Annotated in this window: 18 protein-coding genes and 1 tRNA gene; 8 read left to right on the plus strand and 11 right to left on the minus strand. The window is 57.5% G+C overall.

From position 1 onward, the window contains the following. The first annotated feature begins 320 nt into the window (after window positions 1-320). From IGS16_RS12280 to IGS16_RS12290, 3 genes are all read left to right on the plus strand, one after another. On the plus strand, window positions 321-1,337 hold the full coding sequence (locus tag IGS16_RS12280) for a M23 family metallopeptidase (protein WP_297085810.1): 1,017 nt from the start codon (window positions 321-323) through the stop codon (window positions 1,335-1,337). Between the two features lie 148 nt (window positions 1,338-1,485). Beyond that, window positions 1,486-2,484: a Sll0314/Alr1548 family TPR repeat-containing protein gene (locus IGS16_RS12285; RefSeq protein ID WP_297085812.1), complete on the plus strand. Its 999-nt coding sequence runs from the start codon at window positions 1,486-1,488 to the stop codon at window positions 2,482-2,484. Window positions 2,485-2,593: 109 nt separating this feature from the next. Continuing rightward, entirely contained in the window at window positions 2,594-3,349 is a 756-nt protein-coding gene (locus IGS16_RS12290; protein ID WP_297085814.1) for a class I SAM-dependent methyltransferase, read from the plus strand. Window positions 3,350-3,438: 89 nt separating this feature from the next. Here the strand turns inward: IGS16_RS12290 and IGS16_RS12295 are convergent, their stop codons facing one another. The 3 genes from IGS16_RS12295 to moaC form a co-directional block, all read right to left on the minus strand. Beyond that, on the minus strand, window positions 3,439-3,747 hold the full coding sequence (locus tag IGS16_RS12295; RefSeq protein WP_297085816.1) for a DUF3181 family protein: 309 nt from the start codon (window positions 3,745-3,747) through the stop codon (window positions 3,439-3,441). Window positions 3,748-3,828: 81 nt separating this feature from the next. Beyond that, entirely contained in the window at window positions 3,829-4,098 is a 270-nt protein-coding gene (locus IGS16_RS12300; protein ID WP_297085817.1) for a 2TM domain-containing protein, read from the minus strand. A gap of 160 nt (window positions 4,099-4,258) precedes the next feature. Then, window positions 4,259-4,765 carry a cyclic pyranopterin monophosphate synthase MoaC gene (gene moaC, locus IGS16_RS12305; protein ID WP_297085819.1) on the minus strand — a complete coding sequence of 169 codons (507 nt, stop codon included), beginning with the start codon at window positions 4,763-4,765 and terminating at the stop codon, window positions 4,259-4,261. A gap of 47 nt (window positions 4,766-4,812) precedes the next feature. Here moaC and IGS16_RS12310 point away from each other — a divergent pair. Then, window positions 4,813-4,886 (plus strand) — tRNA-Arg (locus IGS16_RS12310). A gap of 162 nt (window positions 4,887-5,048) precedes the next feature. Here the strand turns inward: IGS16_RS12310 and IGS16_RS12315 are convergent. The 3 genes from IGS16_RS12315 to IGS16_RS12325 form a co-directional block, all read right to left on the minus strand. Further along, a complete protein-coding gene (locus IGS16_RS12315) occupies window positions 5,049-6,725 on the minus strand; it encodes a hypothetical protein (RefSeq protein WP_297085822.1) in 1,677 nt (558 codons plus the stop codon). Window positions 6,726-6,892: 167 nt separating this feature from the next. After that, entirely contained in the window at window positions 6,893-8,137 is a 1,245-nt protein-coding gene (locus IGS16_RS12320; protein ID WP_297085823.1) for a HetZ-related protein 2, read from the minus strand. 293 nt (window positions 8,138-8,430) lie between these two features. Continuing rightward, complete coding sequence (locus tag IGS16_RS12325; protein WP_084782807.1) at window positions 8,431-8,700, minus strand: hypothetical protein; 270 nt, start codon at window positions 8,698-8,700, stop codon at window positions 8,431-8,433. A gap of 380 nt (window positions 8,701-9,080) precedes the next feature. Here IGS16_RS12325 and gatB point away from each other — a divergent pair, with 380 nt between their 5' ends. The 3 genes from gatB (at window position 9,081) to IGS16_RS12340 (ending at window position 15,642) form a co-directional block, all read left to right on the plus strand. Then, a complete protein-coding gene (gene gatB / locus IGS16_RS12330; protein WP_297085827.1) occupies window positions 9,081-10,559 on the plus strand; it encodes an Asp-tRNA(Asn)/Glu-tRNA(Gln) amidotransferase subunit GatB in 1,479 nt (492 codons plus the stop codon). 52 nt (window positions 10,560-10,611) lie between these two features. Next, a complete protein-coding gene (locus IGS16_RS12335; RefSeq protein WP_297085829.1) occupies window positions 10,612-13,221 on the plus strand; it encodes a chloride channel protein in 2,610 nt (869 codons plus the stop codon). A gap of 435 nt (window positions 13,222-13,656) precedes the next feature. Next, a complete protein-coding gene (locus IGS16_RS12340; protein ID WP_297085832.1) occupies window positions 13,657-15,642 on the plus strand; it encodes an adenylate/guanylate cyclase domain-containing protein in 1,986 nt (661 codons plus the stop codon). Window positions 15,643-15,738: 96 nt separating this feature from the next. Here IGS16_RS12340 and IGS16_RS12345 read toward each other — a convergent pair whose 3' ends face one another. From IGS16_RS12345 to IGS16_RS12365, 5 genes are all read right to left on the minus strand, one after another. After that, on the minus strand, window positions 15,739-16,716 hold the full coding sequence (locus IGS16_RS12345) for a methyltransferase domain-containing protein (RefSeq protein WP_297085834.1): 978 nt from the start codon (window positions 16,714-16,716) through the stop codon (window positions 15,739-15,741). A 109-nt stretch (window positions 16,717-16,825) separates the two neighbouring features. Further along, the gene (locus IGS16_RS12350) at window positions 16,826-16,960 is read right to left on the minus strand and encodes a hypothetical protein (RefSeq protein ID WP_297085836.1); all 135 of its coding nucleotides are present in this window, start codon (window positions 16,958-16,960) and stop codon (window positions 16,826-16,828) included. A gap of 94 nt (window positions 16,961-17,054) precedes the next feature. Then, window positions 17,055-17,357: a hypothetical protein gene (locus IGS16_RS12355; RefSeq protein ID WP_297075156.1), complete on the minus strand. Its 303-nt coding sequence runs from the start codon at window positions 17,355-17,357 to the stop codon at window positions 17,055-17,057. A 354-nt stretch (window positions 17,358-17,711) separates the two neighbouring features. Continuing rightward, window positions 17,712-18,083 (minus strand): hypothetical protein, encoded by a 372-nt coding sequence (locus tag IGS16_RS12360; RefSeq protein WP_297085837.1) that lies wholly within the window; start codon window positions 18,081-18,083, stop codon window positions 17,712-17,714. Window positions 18,084-18,319: 236 nt separating this feature from the next. Then, window positions 18,320-18,442: a hypothetical protein gene (locus IGS16_RS12365; RefSeq protein ID WP_297085839.1), complete on the minus strand. Its 123-nt coding sequence runs from the start codon at window positions 18,440-18,442 to the stop codon at window positions 18,320-18,322. A gap of 362 nt (window positions 18,443-18,804) precedes the next feature. Here IGS16_RS12365 and IGS16_RS12370 point away from each other — a divergent pair, with 362 nt between their 5' ends. Beyond that, the gene (locus tag IGS16_RS12370) at window positions 18,805-19,284 is read left to right on the plus strand and encodes a phycobilisome protein (RefSeq protein ID WP_297085841.1); all 480 of its coding nucleotides are present in this window, start codon (window positions 18,805-18,807) and stop codon (window positions 19,282-19,284) included. Window positions 19,285-19,519 lie beyond the last annotated feature (235 nt).

The raw sequence follows: 19,519 nt of genomic DNA on the forward strand, positions 1-19,519 counted from the left end.
CGTAAAGATTTAACGATATAGAGCGATTCTAAAGTAACCGTCAGACGGGCGCTTCGTCTTGCTCATTAGGGCGATCGCTTCCAGCGTAATCTTTCTTGGATTTTTTTGCAGGGAAGAATCCAGGAAATCTCTCGCAAGAGCGGTTTGTGGCTGGCTAGGATGGAGACATTTGAGCCGGTTTTTGAGCCAATCTGGGTTCGTCCTGAGGCAGTTGAACGATTTCTCGCGGGCTGCACCCACCAGAAATCGTCCAAAATCAGAAAACCGATCACAGGTGCTTAAGTCCTGCTGGTGAAACGTTGGTTAGAGAAGGGTTGTCCATGAGCGAGAAATTTCAGGCATATCGCAAGCGCCGGGGCGCTGATTTGGGTGGGATGGTTTTGCTGGGATTGGGGGTCGTCGGTATGAGCCAAGGGGCGATCGCCCAATCCAGCTTGCCAGCTCCGTCCCCAGCTCGTGCCCTATCGATTGCCCAGGCCGCCGATGCACCCACCGACTCGCTCTGTCCTGCGCCCGTGCTGTCCCGGGTGACCCGCTACCAGACCCGCGCCGGAGACACGATCGCCAGCCTAGCCCAGCGCCACAACCTGACGGCAGAAACCCTGATCGGCATGAACCCCGTGCTGCGGCAGGGCAATCCGCCCGTGGGAACCAGTCTGCTGATTCCGCCGATCAACGGGCTGCGGGTAGAGGTTCCAGCCGGACGCACCTGGCGCGACCTGGCACAGCAATATCGCGTGCGGGCAGATGTGCTGTTTGAGGCAAACGGCTGTCGCCCGCCGGGTCGGGTTGCTTTCGTCCCCGGTGCAACGCTATCTTCGGCGAACCCAGCGGCCGGAGGTACGGCAGCGGGGACTGCGGCCGATCCTAACAACCGCCCCAGAATTACCAGCCCCGATCGGGCGGCGGCGATTCTGAGAACCCATCCCCTGGGTAGCCCAACGGTGGCGCTGGTGATCAAGGGCTATGGCTGGCAAATCGATCCGCGATCGGGGCAGGTCGTGTTTAACAGCGGCGTAGACCTGGCAGCCAGTGAAGGAAACCCGGTGGTGTCAGCGGGTGAGGGCACAGTCGCCTTTGCGGCCAATCAAGGAAACTACGGCAATCTAGTCGTCGTCAACCATCCCGAAGGGTTGCAAACGCGATACGCCCAGTTGGGGACGATTCAGGTGCAGGTGGGGCAGCGAGTGCAGGCGGGCGATCGCCTCGGCACGGTTGGTCGCAGCGCCCCCGATCAGGAACCCCTGCTGCGGTTTGAGGTCCGCTCCAATTCTGACCTGGGCTGGGTCGCCCAAGATCCAAGCCTCTATTTTCAGGACATGCGAGTAGGACAGTAGGGAACGCTCTGGCATCTGCCCAAAACAGTTCGTACACTAGAGCAGGGTTCGACTGTAGTGGTTTTAACACTTTAGTAAGCTTCGCAAGTATCTTTGCAAGTAGCTTTTGCAATTAGTGGTTTTCACAATTTCTGGAGATAGGTAAGCTATGTCGATTGCAGCGGTTCTCGTCTCGCGCCAGAGTGGCGGTGTCCGCAGTCCCCAGTCGGGTCATCAAACGGGGCGATCGCCCTCAAAGCAGTTTTGGCGATCGCTCGGTTCGGTGGCCGGAGGACTGGCGATCGCGCTTCACAGTCTGGCCCTACCCGCCCTAGCTGACCCGTTTCGCAGCACCAACCCCCGCAACATCGACCGCACCACCGAAGCCGCCTTCACCGCCATGTTTGCCGAGGGTAACTACACTCAAGCAGCCAGTTTGCTGGAAAATGCCTCGCGCAATGAGCCGCTGGCCCACGCCTTGGTCGCATCGCTGGCCTACCTGAACCGGGATTGGGATACCTTGCGCGATCGCGCTACCCAGACTCGGCGATCGGCAGAACGGCTGATGCAAAGCGATCCGCTGCGGGGCAACATTTACCGAGCGGTGGGACACTTCCTGGAAGGCGGGTATGCCGTCTCCACCCAAAGCACCGTTGCTGCCACCCCCACCGTCCTCCGCGAACTTCAGCGAGCCTTTAGCGCCCTGGGAGAGGCCGAACGCATTGCCCCCGACGACCCAGAGCTAAATTTGGTGAAGGGGTACATCGAACTGTTCCTGGCGACGAACTTGCCCTTCAGCAGCCCAGAACAGGCTTTGGAAAAGTTGGAAAATTTTGCCGGGCCCGAATATCTGGCGCAGCGGGGAATCGCCATCGGCTATCGGGATCTGGAACAGTTTGAACCCGCGATGGCAGCGGTTGACCAGGCCCTCGCAGAAACCCCGAATAATCCCGACCTGTACTACCTCAAAGCGCAAATCCTAGTCCGCCAAGAAAAGCACCGGGAAAGCCTAGAGTTTTTCAAGCGAGCGCTAGAAAAAGAGAATCAGTTTCCTCGGCGTTATGCCAACCAGATTGCCTGGGAGGCCTGTCGTGCCGAGAGCGTAGTCGAAGGGTTGCGAGATGGCGTAAGCCGTCAGCGCTGCAACCCGCTGCTGCGTCGTCGCTAGCCGGGGTTTGGGTTAAGATTGGGCTGGTTCGTGGCTTAGGGCGATCGCCCATCCACTAGATTTTCCTGAGCGCCATCGGTCTAAACCCCTTATCCTTTGCCATTGACTCGTGGCTCTTATTTTCAAAGACTATTTCTCGCGTCAGGCGAGCCGCTACGCTAAGTATCGTCCGGGCTATCCCGACGAGCTATATGCCTATCTGGTGGAAACGGCAACAAGACGCGAGGCTGCCTGGGATTGCGCCACTGGCAATGGGCAAGTTGCGATCGGGTTGGTGCCCTACTTTAAAACCATCTACGCGACGGATGCCAGCGCCAGCCAAATCGCCAACGCCTTTCCCCACGAGCGAATTCAGTATTCGGTTGCGCCCGCAGAGGCCAGCGGCCTGCCCGACCAATGCGTAGACCTGATCACGGTCGGGCTGGCGCTGCACTGGCTGCCGCTAGACGGGTTCTATGCCGAGGTGAATCGCGTGGGCCGGCCGGGCGGCGTGATTGCGGCCTGGTGCAGCGATTTATTTCGGGTCGCCGAGGCCACACCCGCCGTGGCCGCGCTGATCGACGAACTCTACGCACTCATCCTGCCCATGCAGCCGCCCGAAGTGCAACTGGTGCATGACCACTATCAAACTGTTCCATTTCCGTTTGAGGAACTGCCCGCGCCCACCTTTCGCCAGACCGTGCAGTGGACTCCGGAGATCATTTTGGGCTGCGTTTCTACCTGGTCTGCGGTGCAGCGCTATGCCGACGCAGAGGGCTGGGACGGGTTGCAAGAGTGGGGCGATCGCCTTTCGGCTGCCTGGGGCGACCCGACCCTGCCCAAAACCGTCTGCTGGGATATTTTTCTGCGAGTCGGGCGGATATAGAACCGGGGCAAGACCTTTAGACAGGTAATAGACAGACAAGGTGCCAGACAGGCAAGGTGCAGAGCCTACAGCCTGTTTATTCAGATGATTCAGAGCTTTTGCTGAAACGCTTCCACAATGTCCATCAATTGGATTTGGGACTGCACGGGCAGCAGATCTAGCAGAGAAACTTCGTGCTTGCCGCCACCCAGCTTGACGGGAATGCCGCGCAGAATCCCCAGCACCTCGTCCTCAGTCGGCACGCCTTTTTCAAGCAAGGGATAAAGCTGCTCTGCCAAGGGGGTGTTGAGGTGAGCATCGCGGAGATACAAATGCCACTTAGCTACGTCGATGTACACCTCTTTGCCCAGTTCTGCGGCCAGGGCCTCGATGGCTTCGGAAGAATTGGAATACGCCATGTCTACGCCGTATTGATGAATGGAATGAAAAGTTCGGTCAGGGTCGTAATCCGTTTGGAAGTGCCTGTTTCAAGACACACCTCAAGGGGACTTTGCGTTGGGCTTGCTCACCGGGCTAGAGTAGTCAGCGATCGCAAAGATATAGACTCCATGCGCCACCAAGGCCGCCAGCCACAGCCCGCTGAACCACACGGTCCAGGGCCAGGCTTGAGCTTGTACGAGTCGAAAAAACCACACGCCAGAGTTGCCCGCAATAAACGCTGCAACGTGGGTGGCAAAGGTCATGCGGTCGTCCAGCTTACGAAAGGCGGGGTCGTTGCGGTCGGGTTCGCGGGGCCAGCGGGGAGGCATATAGTCATCCGAGTGAACATCCAGCTTTTATTGTACTGGTGTGACTGTCTACTACAGCGGTTTTGCAGCGAGTGAAGGACGCAGGGAACCGAAACTCTGGTCTCGTTGGGAGAGTGCGTGTCTCACCCCGTCCAAAACTACTGCATTTCCCCAATCCAGGCTATTGCGCCGCCTGGTAATCGCCCGATTTGCCGCCCGTCTTGCTGAGCAGGCGAATGTTTGTGATTTGCATGGATTTTTCTAGGGCTTTGGCCATGTCGTAGAGCGTCAGTGCCGCAATCGAAACAGCGGTCAGCGCTTCCATTTCTACGCCAGTTTCGGCTTTGAGGCGCACCTCAGCGCGGATATCGTAACCCGGCAGGTCTAGATTGGGCGTGATCTGAACGTCTACTTTTTGCAGGGGCAGTGGGTGGCACAGGGGAATCAGGTTGGCGGTTTGCTTGGCAGCCATAATGCCTGCCAGCCTGGCCGTGCCTAGCACATCGCCCTTGGGCGCATTGCCCGATTCAATTGCTGCAAGGGTTTCGGGCTGCATCTGGATTTGCCCTAGGGCGATCGCCGTCCGCACGGTTGTTGCTTTGGCAGACACATCCACCATGTTTGCTTGCCCGGTTGCGTCCAGATGGGTCAGGTTGGGCAGAGATTTTTCAGCAGAATTTTGTTCCATGAGCCTAACTCTGTTGATGTCGTGTGATAGTATAGAGTTTCTGGCAGGGGCCTGTAGCTCAGTGGACTAGAGCACGTGGCTACGGACCACGGTGTCGGGGGTTCGAATCCCTCCTGGCCCGTCAGCAAGTGGAGTGAGCCAAAGCAGCTCACTCCATTTTGCTTTCTTTGGCTTTCTTCAATTGCCAATTTTGAAGAAAAGCGCAGAAAAACGCACGCAAAAGTTTACCCTTTGGGTTTGCTTCATCTACGCCCTACCTTAATGCCCTGCTGCCTGCGTTTACTCAAGGGGGCGCATCTTCTGACGAATCAACAGGTTCCGGTTTCAGGCTGTCTACCTGTTCCTCAATGGTTTTAATAATTTGGCTGAGGGCGGGCAGCACCTCCAGCTTCGCGGCGACCATGCCCGACTCTAGACGAGCGCGATCGCGGATTTCGTTTAGCTTGGTCTGGAGTTGTCGGGCAATTCGCAGGGCATCTCGTTCTAGCGTGGCAATTTGCTGCTGCTGATAAAACTTCAGCGCGGCCCCGCGCAAAATTTGCAGCGTCGCCTCTTCGCCCTGTTCGGTAGGGATAAAGCGGAATCGCAGTAGTAGGCGCGTCCGCTCGTGCAGTCGCTCGATTTCGACCTGGCGGGGCTGTTCGACTGGCACTAGCGGCAGCCCAGCAAGCTGCTTCAGTTCAGCAATAATGCCTCGAAAATGACGCAAATCCAAGCGGTCAATGACGGATTGCAGCACCCCGTTTTGGCTCCAGAGGATGCGCCCATAGCGGGGCTGATGCTCGAAATAGAGCCGCCCAATGCCGCCGATCAGGACTCGTCCCAGCAGTTCTTGCAACAGTTCTGGCGGCGGCAAGGTGGCCAAGGTTTCTGCCGGACGGCTGAGATGGTTTAACTGGACAACGAGCGGCGGAATCGGGGTCATGAGTTGCGTGGGCACCTGGGGCGGCTGCTCGACGTTGATGAAGGTTGCGAGATAGTCTTGCAGGGTTTCTAGAGGAATATCGGGGGCGATCGCCGGGGTGGGCAACGGCTCTTCCTGCCTTTGAATCGCAGAGATGGATTCTGCTAACTCGTCTTCATCCAAAAATACCGCCTCGGAGGGTGGAGCTTCGGCACTCCGCTTTGCCGTGGGTGGGGACGAAACCGGATTCTCTTCGGCAGAATCGCGGCTTAGCGTAACCTTGGGTTCACCATGAATTGGCTCTGGTCTTGCGTCAGCCCATGATGCACTGGCTACATCGGAAAGCGAGTCCAGATCCGGAGATGGCTCAAAGGGATTGTCGGGCGATCGCCCTTCTGGCTCTGCTGCAAGAGCAGGCTGAACGGGTTCCGGCTGAACGGGTTCCGGCGCTGGCTCTGGTGCGGCGGGTGGCGTGTCTGAGGGGGCATAGATCGGCCGAAACCGGGGCGGCGCAAGCTCCTGGCTCAAATCTTCTGGGCTATCCACCACCAGCGTTGGCTGGGTGTTGCGGTCTAGCTTTTGCTCGGTGCGGATGCGGGGGGCAACTCGTGGACGACGATCGGCTTCGGCTTTATCCCTGGTATTGGCGCGATCGCCCGAACGGTCTATCTCTTCTACGCCAGCGGGTGGGCTGGGCTGGGCGGTGCGGCTGCCCGTGTAGTGCAAATAGGCAGAAAGGGCTGCCTGGAGCGCATCGGACGAAATCGCCTGGGGCTGGGGATAGTAGTTGTGGTAGGCGATGATGCGGCGCACATAGTCTGCGGCCGGATTGTCTTCGGGGTTGACCATGCCCAGCAGCAGGCAGTTGTCTTCCAGCTTTAGCGGCAGCACTTGATAATACAAACACGCCTCAAAGGGCAAGATGCCGTCAATCAAGACAAACATTTGCTGGAGGTCTAGCGACTGCGCGAGGTTGCCTGGAAAATGAGACAAAACCGACCGATACTGAGCGTCGGCAGATGTTGCCCCGACTTTTTTGTTGAGCGGGGGGGTCATAAAATCGCACCGTTCCCAATTTTTAGGGATTGACCATGATTGACCATGATGGAAGCGAGCCGCTTCCAGCACCCTGGGCGGTTTGTTCACTCAAGCATACCCAGTCTTGCTGCAAATCGCCATCCGCAAGCCGCCAGCCTGCCCTGCTTGCGTTTGCGGCGGATGGCTTAGGCCGATTCTGAGTTGTCGGAGTCGCTAGACTGGGACGAGTTTCGCAGGTTATGGGCAGACAGGTAGACCTTGACCCATTCTCCAGTAATTTGGTTCACCTTGACATTGCGATGCTGGGCGATCGCCTCGGCGGTTTTCCAGGTTTTGAAATCCTGCACCAACTGCTGCTGTTCTGGGCTGAGGGCGTTATAGAACTCATCCCACTGATCAGGCGCAAGCCCCAGGTTATTGTCTACTGAGGTTCCCAGCCAGGTCATGACCAATTCGGACTCGGCCTTAATGGCAAACACGCGCAGGGCATGATAGCTAATTTTTTCCCGCAGTCGATAAACCTGCTTGACCGGAACCCCCAGCGCCGTGGCGATCGCCTCCTGCGACTTGCCTTGGAGATGCAGCCGGAGCCATTGCGCTGCCAGCGGATCTACTTCCTGAGCGAGATAGTCTAGAAAAGATTGCTTTACTTCGTCGCGCAGGGCTTGCTGTTCTTCCCAGTCGCGCTGCTGTTCATACTGGCTCAGCGCTTGAGAATCGAGCAGGCTCATAGCACTGTCACTGTCATCAGGAGAAATTTCCTCCGATACCAGCCGAATCAGTTCACCCGTCGGAACCTGGGTCATGCCGCCGCGCTGGGTGCGCCGCAGATAGTTGACAAACCGATAGACCAGCAGCGGCTGATTGCGAATCGGGCGCAGGCAATATTCCTCAATGCTGGCCAGCATTAGCCCGTCCCGCAGGCGGGGCTGATTGGTGCAGCAGGCGATCCACTGCACCTGCTGGCGAATGTAGGTATCGTTTTGGATGAGTTCCTGAATCACTTCTTGCAGCACGTCCATGACGCTGCGATGGCGATCGCGCGACAGCGCTACCCAGGTGCGGACTTTGCTGCGAATCAGGAATAGGCTGCTGAGGCGCTGTAGCAGGTTTTTGTAAGCCTGATTTGGCCGGACTCCTAAATAGCGCTGCTGCAAGATGCGATAGCGATAGTCCATCGCCTGCCGCGCCACCATAACTTGCACTGGGGTCATCTCATCAAAGCGCTCCGGCGCATCACCCAGCAGCCAGTGCAAGATTGCGTCCTGAAGGGTCGTGGGCTGGTCAGGATGGTCTTGCTGGAGCCGCGCCTGCCACTCGCGTTTTAGTTCCTCCGACCTCGACTCAGCCGTCGTCATAGCAATGTAGTCCTCAGTGCTGGCTTTCGTGCAAGCTTCGGTGCTGGCTTCCATGCTACTAGCTTTGACCATATATCTTGCGCTCCCTCGCTGATTGCTGGGTAGTTCGATCGGCTCCGCCGACCGGGTGTGTGACGATTCAACCTTTTCGCAACCATTTCATATTTGTCGGGTCAGTGTCATCACCCATTTAGGTACTCCAGACTCACCCAGGGCGATCGCCCTGTAGGATTTTTGTCAAGTTTCTGGCGTCTTTTTGACATATCCCTGACGCATCCCTGACGCATCCCTGACGCATCCCTGACACACCCTTGGCATGTTCCCAGTACGTTCCTGGCATCACTGGGACAATCCAGCAAGATCGCTCAAGTCGATTCGGGGTCTTCTTCAATTGCTGCCACCAGCCGTTGCAGCGTATCCGTCAACTGAGCCAGTCGCTCTAGCGTAGCATCCTGATTTTCTGCCAAGGTTTGTACCGTATCGCTCAAGGCGAAAATCTGATAGCCCTGCTGCTGCACCTGCTTGGACAACGTATCCATGTGTCCCGTTAGCTGATCAACTGTTTCCGTCGTTGCCAGGACGGCTTCTCCAATTTCCCGCACCAGCGCTTCCAATGATGACGATTCAGTACTCACGTCCCTCTCCAAACACACGCCACAAACACAAAATCATTCGACAAGACCATTTGACTGACCGTTGAAGCTTGAACCTGAAGCTCGGACAATCAGCTTAGACGACAAGCCCCTTGCCTAATCAGCTTGGACAACAATATATACCATCCTTATCGCCTCCCCCACCTCCTATTCCGCATTCTGCCCCGCCTTTTCTCGCTTTTGCAAGGGACACAACCAGGCATTGGCTCAAACCTCGAACCTGATGAAGTATAGCTATCCTAAATGTCTTATCTGATTCCTAGTACACGTGAAGTGCCGATTTCTGAAATGGCTTGAGAGAGTGAGGCGCAACGATACAATAAATCATCAGAGGATTGGAACTGGATTTTCCAGGATTTTCTATGACCACCACCGCCACTAAGACCCAGTACGAAGCCGTCATCGGGCTGGAAACACACTGCCAACTCAGCACCGAAACCAAGATTTTTTCCAGCAGTTCGACTGCCTTTGGCGCTGATCCCAACACAAATATCGATCCGGTGTGTATGGGGCTACCGGGGACGCTGCCGGTGCTGAATCAGAAAGTGCTGGAATACGCGGTGAAGGCAGGGCTGGCGCTGAACTGTCAAATTGCACCCTACAGCAAGTTTGACCGCAAGCAGTATTTCTACCCCGATTTGCCGAAAAACTACCAAATTTCGCAGTATGACCTGCCCATCGCCGAGCATGGCTGGCTAGAAATCGAGCTAGAAGAAGAGGGACAGCCTGTTCGCAAACGCATCGGCATTACGCGGCTGCACATGGAAGAAGATGCGGGCAAGCTGGTTCACGGCGGGAGCGATCGCCTCTCTGGGTCTACCTTTTCGCTGGTGGACTACAACCGGGCGGGCGTGCCGCTGATCGAAATCGTGTCGGAACCCGACCTGCGCTCTGGAGCAGAGGCGGCAGAATATGCCCGCGAACTGCGCCGGATCATGCGCTATCTGGGCGTATCAGACGGCAACATGCAGGAGGGTTCTTTGCGCTGCGACGTGAACATTTCCATCCGTCCCGTGGGATCGGAAAAATTTGGCACGAAGGTGGAAATCAAAAATATGAACTCCTTCAATGCCATCGAGCGGGCAATTAACTACGAAATTGAGCGGCAGATCGAGGTGCTAGAGGCGGGCGATCGCCTCGTCCAAGAAACGCGCCTCTGGGAAGAAGGCAGCCAGCGCACTATCAGTATGCGGGTCAAAGAAGGCTCCAGCGACTATCGCTATTTCCCCGAACCCGACCTCGGCCCCATCGAAGTCTCTGCCGAACAGCTTGCCGCTTGGAAGAGCGAACTGCCGGAACTGCCCGCCGCCAAGCGCCGTCGCTACGAAGAAGACCTGGGGCTATCGCCCTATGATGCTCGTGTGCTGACGGACGATCGCGCGATGGCAGAATACTTTGAGGCGACGTTGGCCGCAGGCGCACCCGCCAAACAAGCCGCCAACTGGCTGATGGGCGATATCAGCGGCTATCTGAACACCGAAAAGAAAACCCTGGCTGACCTGCCCCTGACTCCCGAAACGCTGGCGGAAATGATCGGGCTGATCGAATCCAACACCATCAGCACCAAAATTGCCAAAGATATTCTGCCAGACCTGCTGACCCAGGGCGGCTCCGCTAAGGCACTGGTGGAAAAGAAGGGGCTGATCCAGATTTCTGACCCGGCTGCAATCGAAGCGGCGATCGCCAAAGTGCTGGAAGCTCATCCCGCCGAACTGGAAAAATATCGCAGCGGCAAGAAAAATATGCTGGGCTTCTTCGTCGGTCAGGTGATGAAGCAAACCGGCGGCCGCGCCGACCCGAAGCTGACGAATCAGCTTTTGGTGAAGCAGTTGGACGGGTAGCCCGGCGGCTATCACCGCTATTCCGCGCTCTCCCTCATTCCCAATTCTTCAAATGCGCTGGATCAATGTGCGCTGGATCAATGGCTCCAAACAGTTTGCGATCGCGGAAGCCTGCGTCATTGGTCTAGTTTCGGGGCTAGCAGCGGTCATGCTCAAACAGAGCGTGGGCTGGCTGGGCGGGTGGCGGGTGCAATGGTCGCACCAGTTTACAGACTGGCTGGTGCTGCCGCTGTTAGGGCTGCTGGGCGGCGGGCTGGCGGGGTTCCTGGTGGAGCGGCTGGCTCCGGAGGCGGCAGGCAGCGGCATTCCCCAGGTGAAGGCGGTGCTGGCCAATGTGGCGATCGCCCTCAACATGCGGGTTGCCCTGGTGAAACTGGTCAGCGTCATTCTCACCCTGGGTGCGGGGCTGAACCTGGGTCGCCAGGGCCCGACGGTGCAGATTGGCGCAGCGCTGGCCGCCCAACTCAGCCAGTGGATTCCTACCTCGCCGGAATATCGTCGCCAGTTGATTGCTTCGGGCGCGGCGGCAGGGTTAGCAGCGGGCTTTAATGCCCCCATCGCGGGCGTGTTGTTCGTAGTAGAAGAGTTTTTGCAAGATTTCTCTGGCATCACGCTGGGCACGGCGATTCTGGCTTCCTTCATAGGCGCAGTCGTGTCGCGGGTGCTGGGCGGCCGCAGCCTCAGCCTGGATCTGGGCATGACCGCCTACGAGGCCACGTTTTCGCTCTACGATGTGCCGTTCTTCCTGATTTTGGGGCTGCTGGCGGGGCTGCTGGGGTCGCTGTTTAGCCGGGGCATTTTCGTCAGCCTGGCCCTCAACCGTCGGCTTCCGCTGGGGCTGCCGGGGCGGATTGGGCTGGCGGGGCTGCTGTCTGGGCTGGTGGTATCGCAACTGCCCGACAGCTTTCGGGACAACACGGGGCTGCAAGATCTGCTCAGCGGCGGCAATGCTGCCTGGTACCTGCTGCTGCTGGCCTTTGGCGCAAAGTTTTTGCTGACGCTGGTGGCCTACGGGTCGGGTGCGCCGGGGGGAATTTTCGCGCCGTCGCTGATTTTGGGGTCAGCGCTGGGGGCCCTGGTGGGTATCACGGGCAGCGGATTGGAGTCGCTGCTGGGGTTAGCGCCGCATGTCAGTCCGGCCAGTACCTATGCGCTGGCGGGGATGGGCGCATTTTTTAGCGCGGTGACGCGGGGCCCGGTCACGGCGATCGTCATCGTGTTTGAGATTACAGCCAATTTCAACCTGGTGCTGCCGCTGATGATCGGCTCAGGCATTGCCTATCTGGTGGCGCAGCGGCTGGTGGGCAGTTCGTTTTATACTCGACTGCTGGAGTGGAACGGCATCCAGATTCAGTCGCCAGGAACCCAGCCCGCGCCCTGGCAAAAGCTAACGGCAGCGGCGGTGATGCAGCGGCGGGTGGAAACGCTGTCGAGCAGTTTGTCGCTGGATGAGGCAAAACAGGCGTTTGCGCGATCGCACCATCGCGGCTTTCCGGTCGTAGACAACGGGCGACTGGTGGGCATCGTCACCCAGAGCGATTTGTCGGCTCCAGAGCGGCAGCCCGCCAATCCTGCGGCCGCTACCCTGTCGGACGTGATGACGGCCCAGCCCGTAACCGTCCGCCCGTCCGACTCGCTCACCCACGTCCTGTTTCTGCTAAATCGGTTTAAGGTGAGCCGCTTACCCGTTACGGATGGACAAAAGCTGGTGGGCATTATCACTCGTGCCGACATTATTCGCGCCGAGTCTGATCAGCTCACGGGCGAGTCTCTGCAACTGGGGCCACAACCTGCGCCCTCTTACGAAGTTTATCGGACGCGATCGCCCGCCACGGGTCGGGGTCGGCTGCTTCTGCCCGTCAGCAATCCCCAGACGGCTCCGATTTTGGTGAAACTGGCGGGGGCGATCGCCCAGGAGCGGGGCTATGAGCTAGAAGTGCTGCACGTCATCCTGGTGTCGCGGGCCCATCCACCCTCAGAAACCACCGTCCGCACCACCCAGGCGCGGCGCTTGCTGCGGCAGATTGAGCATCTGGGACAAGACTGGCAGGTGCCCGTGCATACGCAAATCCGCGTGGCACACGATGCGGCGCAGGCGATGCTGGAAACCATTAAAGAGCGGCATATTAACCTGGTGCTGATGGGCTGGAAGGGCAGCACCAGCACGCCAGGACGTGTGTTTGGCACGGCAGTGGACACGCTGATTCGGCAGGCCCCTTGCGACGTGGTGCTGGTGAAGTTGGGCGAAGAGACGCGGTTCAATCACTGGCTGCTGCCGCTGTCGGGCGGGCCCAATGCTCAATATGCCCTGACGCTGCTGCCTGCATTGACAAGCCTCAGCCCGGAACCCAGCATTAAGCTCTGTCAGGTGTTGCCTGTAGACGAGCCGCTGGCGGATCTGTCCGTGATGGCGGCGGCGATGGACGAACTGCGCCAGCGGGTCAACTGCTCGATTACTACCCGCCCGATTCGGGGACATTCCGTGCCGGGGGCGATTTTGCGGCTGGCGTGGCAGGAACCCTGCGACGTGATTGTGCTGGGGGCTAGTCGCGAAAGTCTGCTGCAACAGGCGCTCACGGGCAATATCCCAGAAGCGATCGCCCGCAGCAGCGATTGCACTGTGATTTTGGTCAGAGCGGCGATCGCCCCAGAAGATCCCTAGTGTCACCGTCTGGTCGAACAAATCAGCCCCATTCGCTGAAGAGGTTCACGAAGAGGTTCATATTAATGCGGTTACCGATGCGATCGCCTGGGAACTCTGTAAAAGTAGGCCTGATAAAGCAGGGTCATGAATGGAATGCACGTCCTGATGCAGCGATTGGGTATTCCGAGGCGTTGACCACTGACCAGCCCTTCGAGCAGGCGGGCTTTGCCTGGCTACTCAAGCTCGGTGACTAAAATAGCCATTATGAATCGCCATCATGACGCTTGAACAGGCAGCAGGATACGGGTGCAACAATGAGGAAGCCAGTTGATTAGCTGGGCAGCGAGACTCTACACAACCTGAGGGTCAGTTGGAGCAGCATCACGGCGGCCTAGATATTCTCCAGGCTTCCTCAGCCTGACGTTGATTCAGCAATCTTGCCCTAAACCACCCGTGACTACTCCACCCTTCTCTGCCTTTGCGAAAACCTGGCAAACGCTTCAGCCACACCTGCTTGCGGGGCTAAAGGCGGCCACCCTAACCGGGCTGACCATCACCGGATTGGTGTTGGGGCTGCGGCAGGTGGGCGGGCTAGAGCCGCTGGAACTGCGGATCTATGACCGGATGGTGCGGCTGCGATTTCGGGACGGATTGCTTGGCAATTCACCCGATTCGCCCGACCCGCGCCTGCTGGTGGTGGAGATTACCGAGGCGGATATCCAATCGCTCCAGCGGGCTACGCCGTCGGATGAAACCCTGGCCCAGGCGATCGCCCAGCTTCAGCAATATCAGCCCCGCGTCATCGGGCTAGACCTGCACCGCGACGTGCCCCAGGAGCCAGGTCACGCCCAGTTGCAAGCTCAGCTTCTGGCCCCAAACCTAGTCGCGATTACCAAGCTGGGCGAGTCGGCGGGCAATTCGCCTAGCGATCCATCCCGGAGTCGCATTCCGCCACCACCGGGGTTGCCTGCCGAGCGCGTCGGGTTCAATGATTTTGTGATTGATCGCGATGGGGTGATTCGCCGCAGCCTGCTATACGCCCACACCGACACCGAAACCCATACGTCCCTGTCGTTGCGGCTGGCGATCGCCTACCTGAAGCCAGACGGCATCCGCCCGCGCCCCAGTGCCGCCAATCCCGACGATTTGCAGCTTGGTGCGTCCGCTTTTGTGCCGCTACAAGCCAACTCCGGAGCTTACCAGCGCCTCGACAGCAGCGGCTATCAAACCCTGCTAGACTATCGCGCTCGACAAAACCCGGCTCGCCGCGTCAGTTTGAGTCAGGTCTTGGCGCAGGACATTTCGCCAGAGTGGGTGCAGGACAAAATTGTGTTGATTGGGATGACGGCTCCCAGCGGCAAGGATTTGTTTTACACGCCCTTTAGCGCGGGCGAGCAGGTGTCGCACCAGATGCCCGGTGTGTTGGTTCACGCCCAGATGGTGAGCCAGTTTCTGGATGCCGCCACCGGAGCGCGATCGCCCTTCTGGTTTTGGGCAGAGTGGCAAGAGTGGCTGTGGATCTGGGGCTGGGCGACGGTCAGCGGGGCGGTGGCCTGGGCAGTGCGCCATCCGATTGCGCTGGGGCTAAGCAGCGTGGGACTGCTGGGGCTGATTGCGGGCGCGGGCTTTGGGCTATTTTTGCAGCAGGGCTGGGTGCCGACGGTGGCTCCGGCGATCGCCTCGATGATGGCGCTGGGCACGGTCGTCGCCTACCGGGCGCAACAGTCGCACCGCCAGCAGCAGATGGTGATGACGCTGCTGGGGCAAAACACCTCCCCCGAAATTGCCGATGCGCTGTGGAATGCGCGCGATCGCCTGCTGGAGTCGGGCAAGCTGCCGGGTCAGCGACTCGTCGCCACGATGCTGTTTACCGATATCAAGGGCTTCAGCACCATTTCTGAGCAAATGCCGCCGGAGGCGCTGCTGGAATGGCTGAATGAATACCTGGAAGCGATGACCCACGAAATTCAGCAGCACCACGGCATTATCAACAAGTTCACGGGCGACGGGTTGCTGGCAATTTTTGGCGTGCCCATGCCCCGCGTGGAGGAGCGCGAGGTGGATGAAGATGCCTATCAGGCGATCGCCTGTGCCCTGGCAATGGGCAAACGGCTGGAGCAACTGAACCAGATTTGGCAACAGCGCGGACTTCCGCCGATTCAGATGCGGGTAGGGATCTTCACCGGGCCGGTGGTGGTGGGCAGCCTCGGCGGCAAGGAGCGAATGGAATACGGCGTAATTGGCGACAGCGTGAACACCGCATCGCGGCTGGAAAGCTGCCTCAAGGATCGCCAGGTCGATCTCTGCCGCGTGCTGATTGCGGAGGAAACCCTGATGCATGTCAAAGGCAAATTTCAGGTGGAATCCTGGGGCCCATTAGCGCTCAGCGGCAAGCAGCAGCTTGTGGAGGTCTATCGGGTGATTGGCTACGCGACGTGAGATGTTGGATTTTAGATTTTAGATTGGCGATTTTAGATTGCTGATCTGGGGATTACATCCAGGGGTGGGGCAAGAGTTTGCTTAGACGGATGTGATTCAAAGCTCTGAACCTATGTCCTTAACCCCTTTAACCTCTTTACGGACAGCACGAAACATTCCGAAGCGGCATAGCCCCACGCTAAAAGCAAGCCACATGAGCAAAATGGTCGGCACTTCTCGCAGCGATTTGATCAGGCCGGGAATGCCAAATTTCACCAGACCGGCGGGTCGCGCAATGCCCTGCCAGATCGAGTCGGGCCAGGAGGGCAGCGTTTCCTTTGACCAGTCGGCGGTGGTGACGGGGCCGTCGGTGAGTCCTGTGGCTTCTAGCAGTTCCGAAAACCCTTCAATGCTGGCGAATTCTGGGTGCGACCACTGATCTAGCAGTTGCCGCATGACGATGCGCTCCCAGAGATTCAGGGGAATTTGGCGGTCGTCGCGCTGGTTCCAGTCGGCCACCACCAGCACGCCGCCGGGTTTCAGCACGCGCATCAGTTCTTTGGCAAAAATTGCTTTGTCGGGCATGTGTGGCCCGGCTTCCACCGACCAGACGACATCGAAGCTGGCATCGGGAAAAGACAGCGCCATCGCGTCGTCTACCAGAAACCTGGCGCTGAGTCCGGCGGGTGTGAGTTCCTGGGCCCGCTTCACCTGCTGGGGGCTGATGGTGATGCCCGTGACGTTGAAGCCGTAGTCTTGTGCCAGGATGCGGCTGCTGCCGCCGATGCCACAGCCCACGTCGAGCAGGGTGGAGCCACGCGGCAGGCGATCGAGGCCGCCCCAGCGCACCATTTCATGCACAAAGTCGGCTTTGGCTTTGAGAAAATCTTTGCGGCGCGGCGGGGAGCCGTAGTGTCCCAGATGGATATGTTCGCCCCAGTAGAATTCCAGGATGCCGTCCTGCGTCCATTCGTCGTAGGAGCGGGCGACGGAATCGCCGGATTGGTAGCGGCGGGCGGTGAGGACGTAGAAAATCGTGCCGATGAGCAACGTTGCCAGCAGCAGGATGAGGGCGATCGCCAAGAGAGAACCCATGCTTTATGTCGCGTGTCCGAGTTTGATGCAAATCGTTTGAGTAGAGCGGTGAGCGCGTCGAATCCTAATCTCGAATACGATTGTAACGTTACTTTAACGTCGAACTCGACTAGCGCGGTGAGGCAGCACTCGACCTGGCGTTGGCCTTATCGCGTTTGGGGGCGATCGCCACAAAGCAGCGCCCTAGTGAAGCAGAACCAACAGGTTCCGATTTGCCAAGACGCTGCAACTGCTCAAACGCCATTCAGCACCTCTCACGGTGAGGATGATTCCTGATGCCACCAGTGAGACAAGACTTCTCAAACGAAATAATCGCCGAGTAGTCACTTAAACACGGACTAATCTCGATCTTCTCGCTTAGAAATAACGTTGAAATTTTCGTCTAAGAAAACGTCGTATTCTTTGCCGTCGTTGCAGCGCACGTCTTCGGCTTCAAAGCCAACGCCCTGGATGTAATCCACATCGCCAACCACCGGGCATCCCTGAGCCTGAAGCACTTCAACAACTCTCGCCCGCTCTTGGGGAGTTGCATCTCGATCGATATCAGCCCGGGCTGTTTGGGGAACCAGCACTCCGGCCGATACCAGTAGTAAAGCGACAAAGCCACTAATAGAAAACTGCATCAAGGACAAACGTTTCACGCAAAACTCCTATGTGTTCCAGTCAATAAACTGCTCATAGGCTACCGATACAGGGCCATGAGTTTGCTCTATCAAGAGGTATATTCACAGACAATCAAGCGAAGGAAATTCTTTATCCTCTACGAGACACCCACCTCGCTCCAGATCTATATCTCCACTTAAATAGGGCGCGATGAACCCGTATGATGAAGAACCGTATGATGAAGCGCATCAACACTGCACGAGGAAACAAATGGAGTCAATGGATTCTCTGAACTGGGTGATAGGCGGGCTGGCCGTGGCAATTTTGATCGGCGGAATGCTGATGATGTTTACGACGGTGTTCACCACAAAGCGCTAGTGGCTGTTTCAGAATTAGCCGTCGCGACGATGCACCCGAAACTCTTGCTCCAGGGTCGGCAGTTCAATATTGTCCTGAGCAAGCTGGGCGATCGCCTCCACATCAGCCAGTTTTTCTCGCAAAATCTCGACCCGATCCTGGAGGCGGGCGCGAATTACCTGCGGCCCGGCGCTGACGCAATCGCTACAGGCTTCGCCACAAATTACGCCCTGGTCGTTGTAAATCACCGCCAGCAGGAGTTGGTTTGAGCCGCTACGGATGGGGCGAGACTCACGGCCGCAAACCGAGCAGAATACTGGAACGTTGCCAAAATAGATGCTTTGTTCCCAAACGATCTTCACAGGCTTGACCTCGATTGCATTGCGCCAGAGAGCAGAGTCAGGCATGTTCCAGGAGAGCCAAGACCAAATTTTTAGCACCCACCTGAAGACTTGATACGGCGCACTCGTTTTACAGCCGTGCCCCTCAATTCATCCCTAGTTTGTGACCAAAGCCTAGCCTTGCTGTTCGGTTTAAGGATGTTTTCTGAATTACAGACCAGGCAATGCGTGGAATGATTGGCACAATTGAGACAAAAATTGCCTCACAGGCCAGGAATCCGGTCGCTGCAAGGCAAGGACAGTTAAACGCTACTTATAGTGTGGGGGGCGATCGCCCTCATGACCTCGGTCGCTGTGCCGATTTCTGGGGTGTCCTGTAGCGCGATCGCATCTATCTTGGGGAATAGTCTGGTGATCTGGGTCACAGGTTGCCGTCCGAGTCTTGTGCAGGAACAAGGCACTGTTGGGAGCGGGAGAGCCGCCCAACAGTGCCTTGTCGCCGGGGTTTGGAGGTCTTTTATAGAGAATTGACAGAGAATTGCTGGGGCGATTATGGGGCGATTATGGGGGGATCGCGTTGCAATTCCTCAAACACCTGCCCATCATTAGGTTTACAAAACGTTACTTTTCTATGCACCCTGGGCAGATTAAATACAGTCAGTCCTCTAGAACTGCGTCTAGTAGAACTGCGTCTAGCATCCCTTCAATAGTCAATTGCGACTGCTGACTCATCAATTCTTTCGCGTTTATCCCTTGTTCTATCCATCCATCCTGCGAAGAACCCTCTATGCTTAGCCAGATGAAACGCCTCAGCCTGGAGACCGAAGGCCGGTATGCGACCGATGCAGACCTGCAATTCTTGCGAGATTACGCAAAATCCTACGGGCTGCGAGTCGAAACGTATCAACGCATCCAGAGCGCAGAGGCGCTGCTAGTGAGCCAAGTTCAGCAATACATGATGAGCAAAGATCCGACTCTGTTTCAGCACGGCGACAATGACCTGACGACAAAATGGAAGCGCGATACTGTGCGGGTGTTGCGCTATTCTGCGGTAGCAATGCTGCTCAACGATCCCGAAACATTACAAGAGCGCTTTTTGCTGTGGTTTCAAACCATCATGCGGGCTTTTGGCGCACAGCGAAGCTGCAACGCAACCTATGAAGCCATGCAGCATGTGGTGCGGCAACACCTGAACCCTGTGCAGGCGAGCCTGTTTTGCCCCATTCTGGAAATTAATCGGCATCTGCTGGGGGGCAATCACGCCTAGCCAATGCACTCTACAATCCACAGGCTTCCTGAGCAAGTCGTATTGCCAACGGCTTACGCAGGGAGCCTTTATTGTGGTGACAGCCTTTTAGCGATAGGCGGAGATTTGCACTGGGCATATTGTCCCGCTGGGTAATTGTTACGAAGCGAAATGCTGCCCATCCCGAAGTAGCCTGCCGAATTCTGTAAGTTTTAGAAGGCGATCGCCCCAAAACCGTGGTTTTTTGTTTCGGGGG

Source organism: Thermoleptolyngbya sp. C42_A2020_037 (assembly GCF_015272455.1).
Taxonomy (GTDB): domain Bacteria; phylum Cyanobacteriota; class Cyanobacteriia; order Elainellales; family Elainellaceae; genus Thermoleptolyngbya.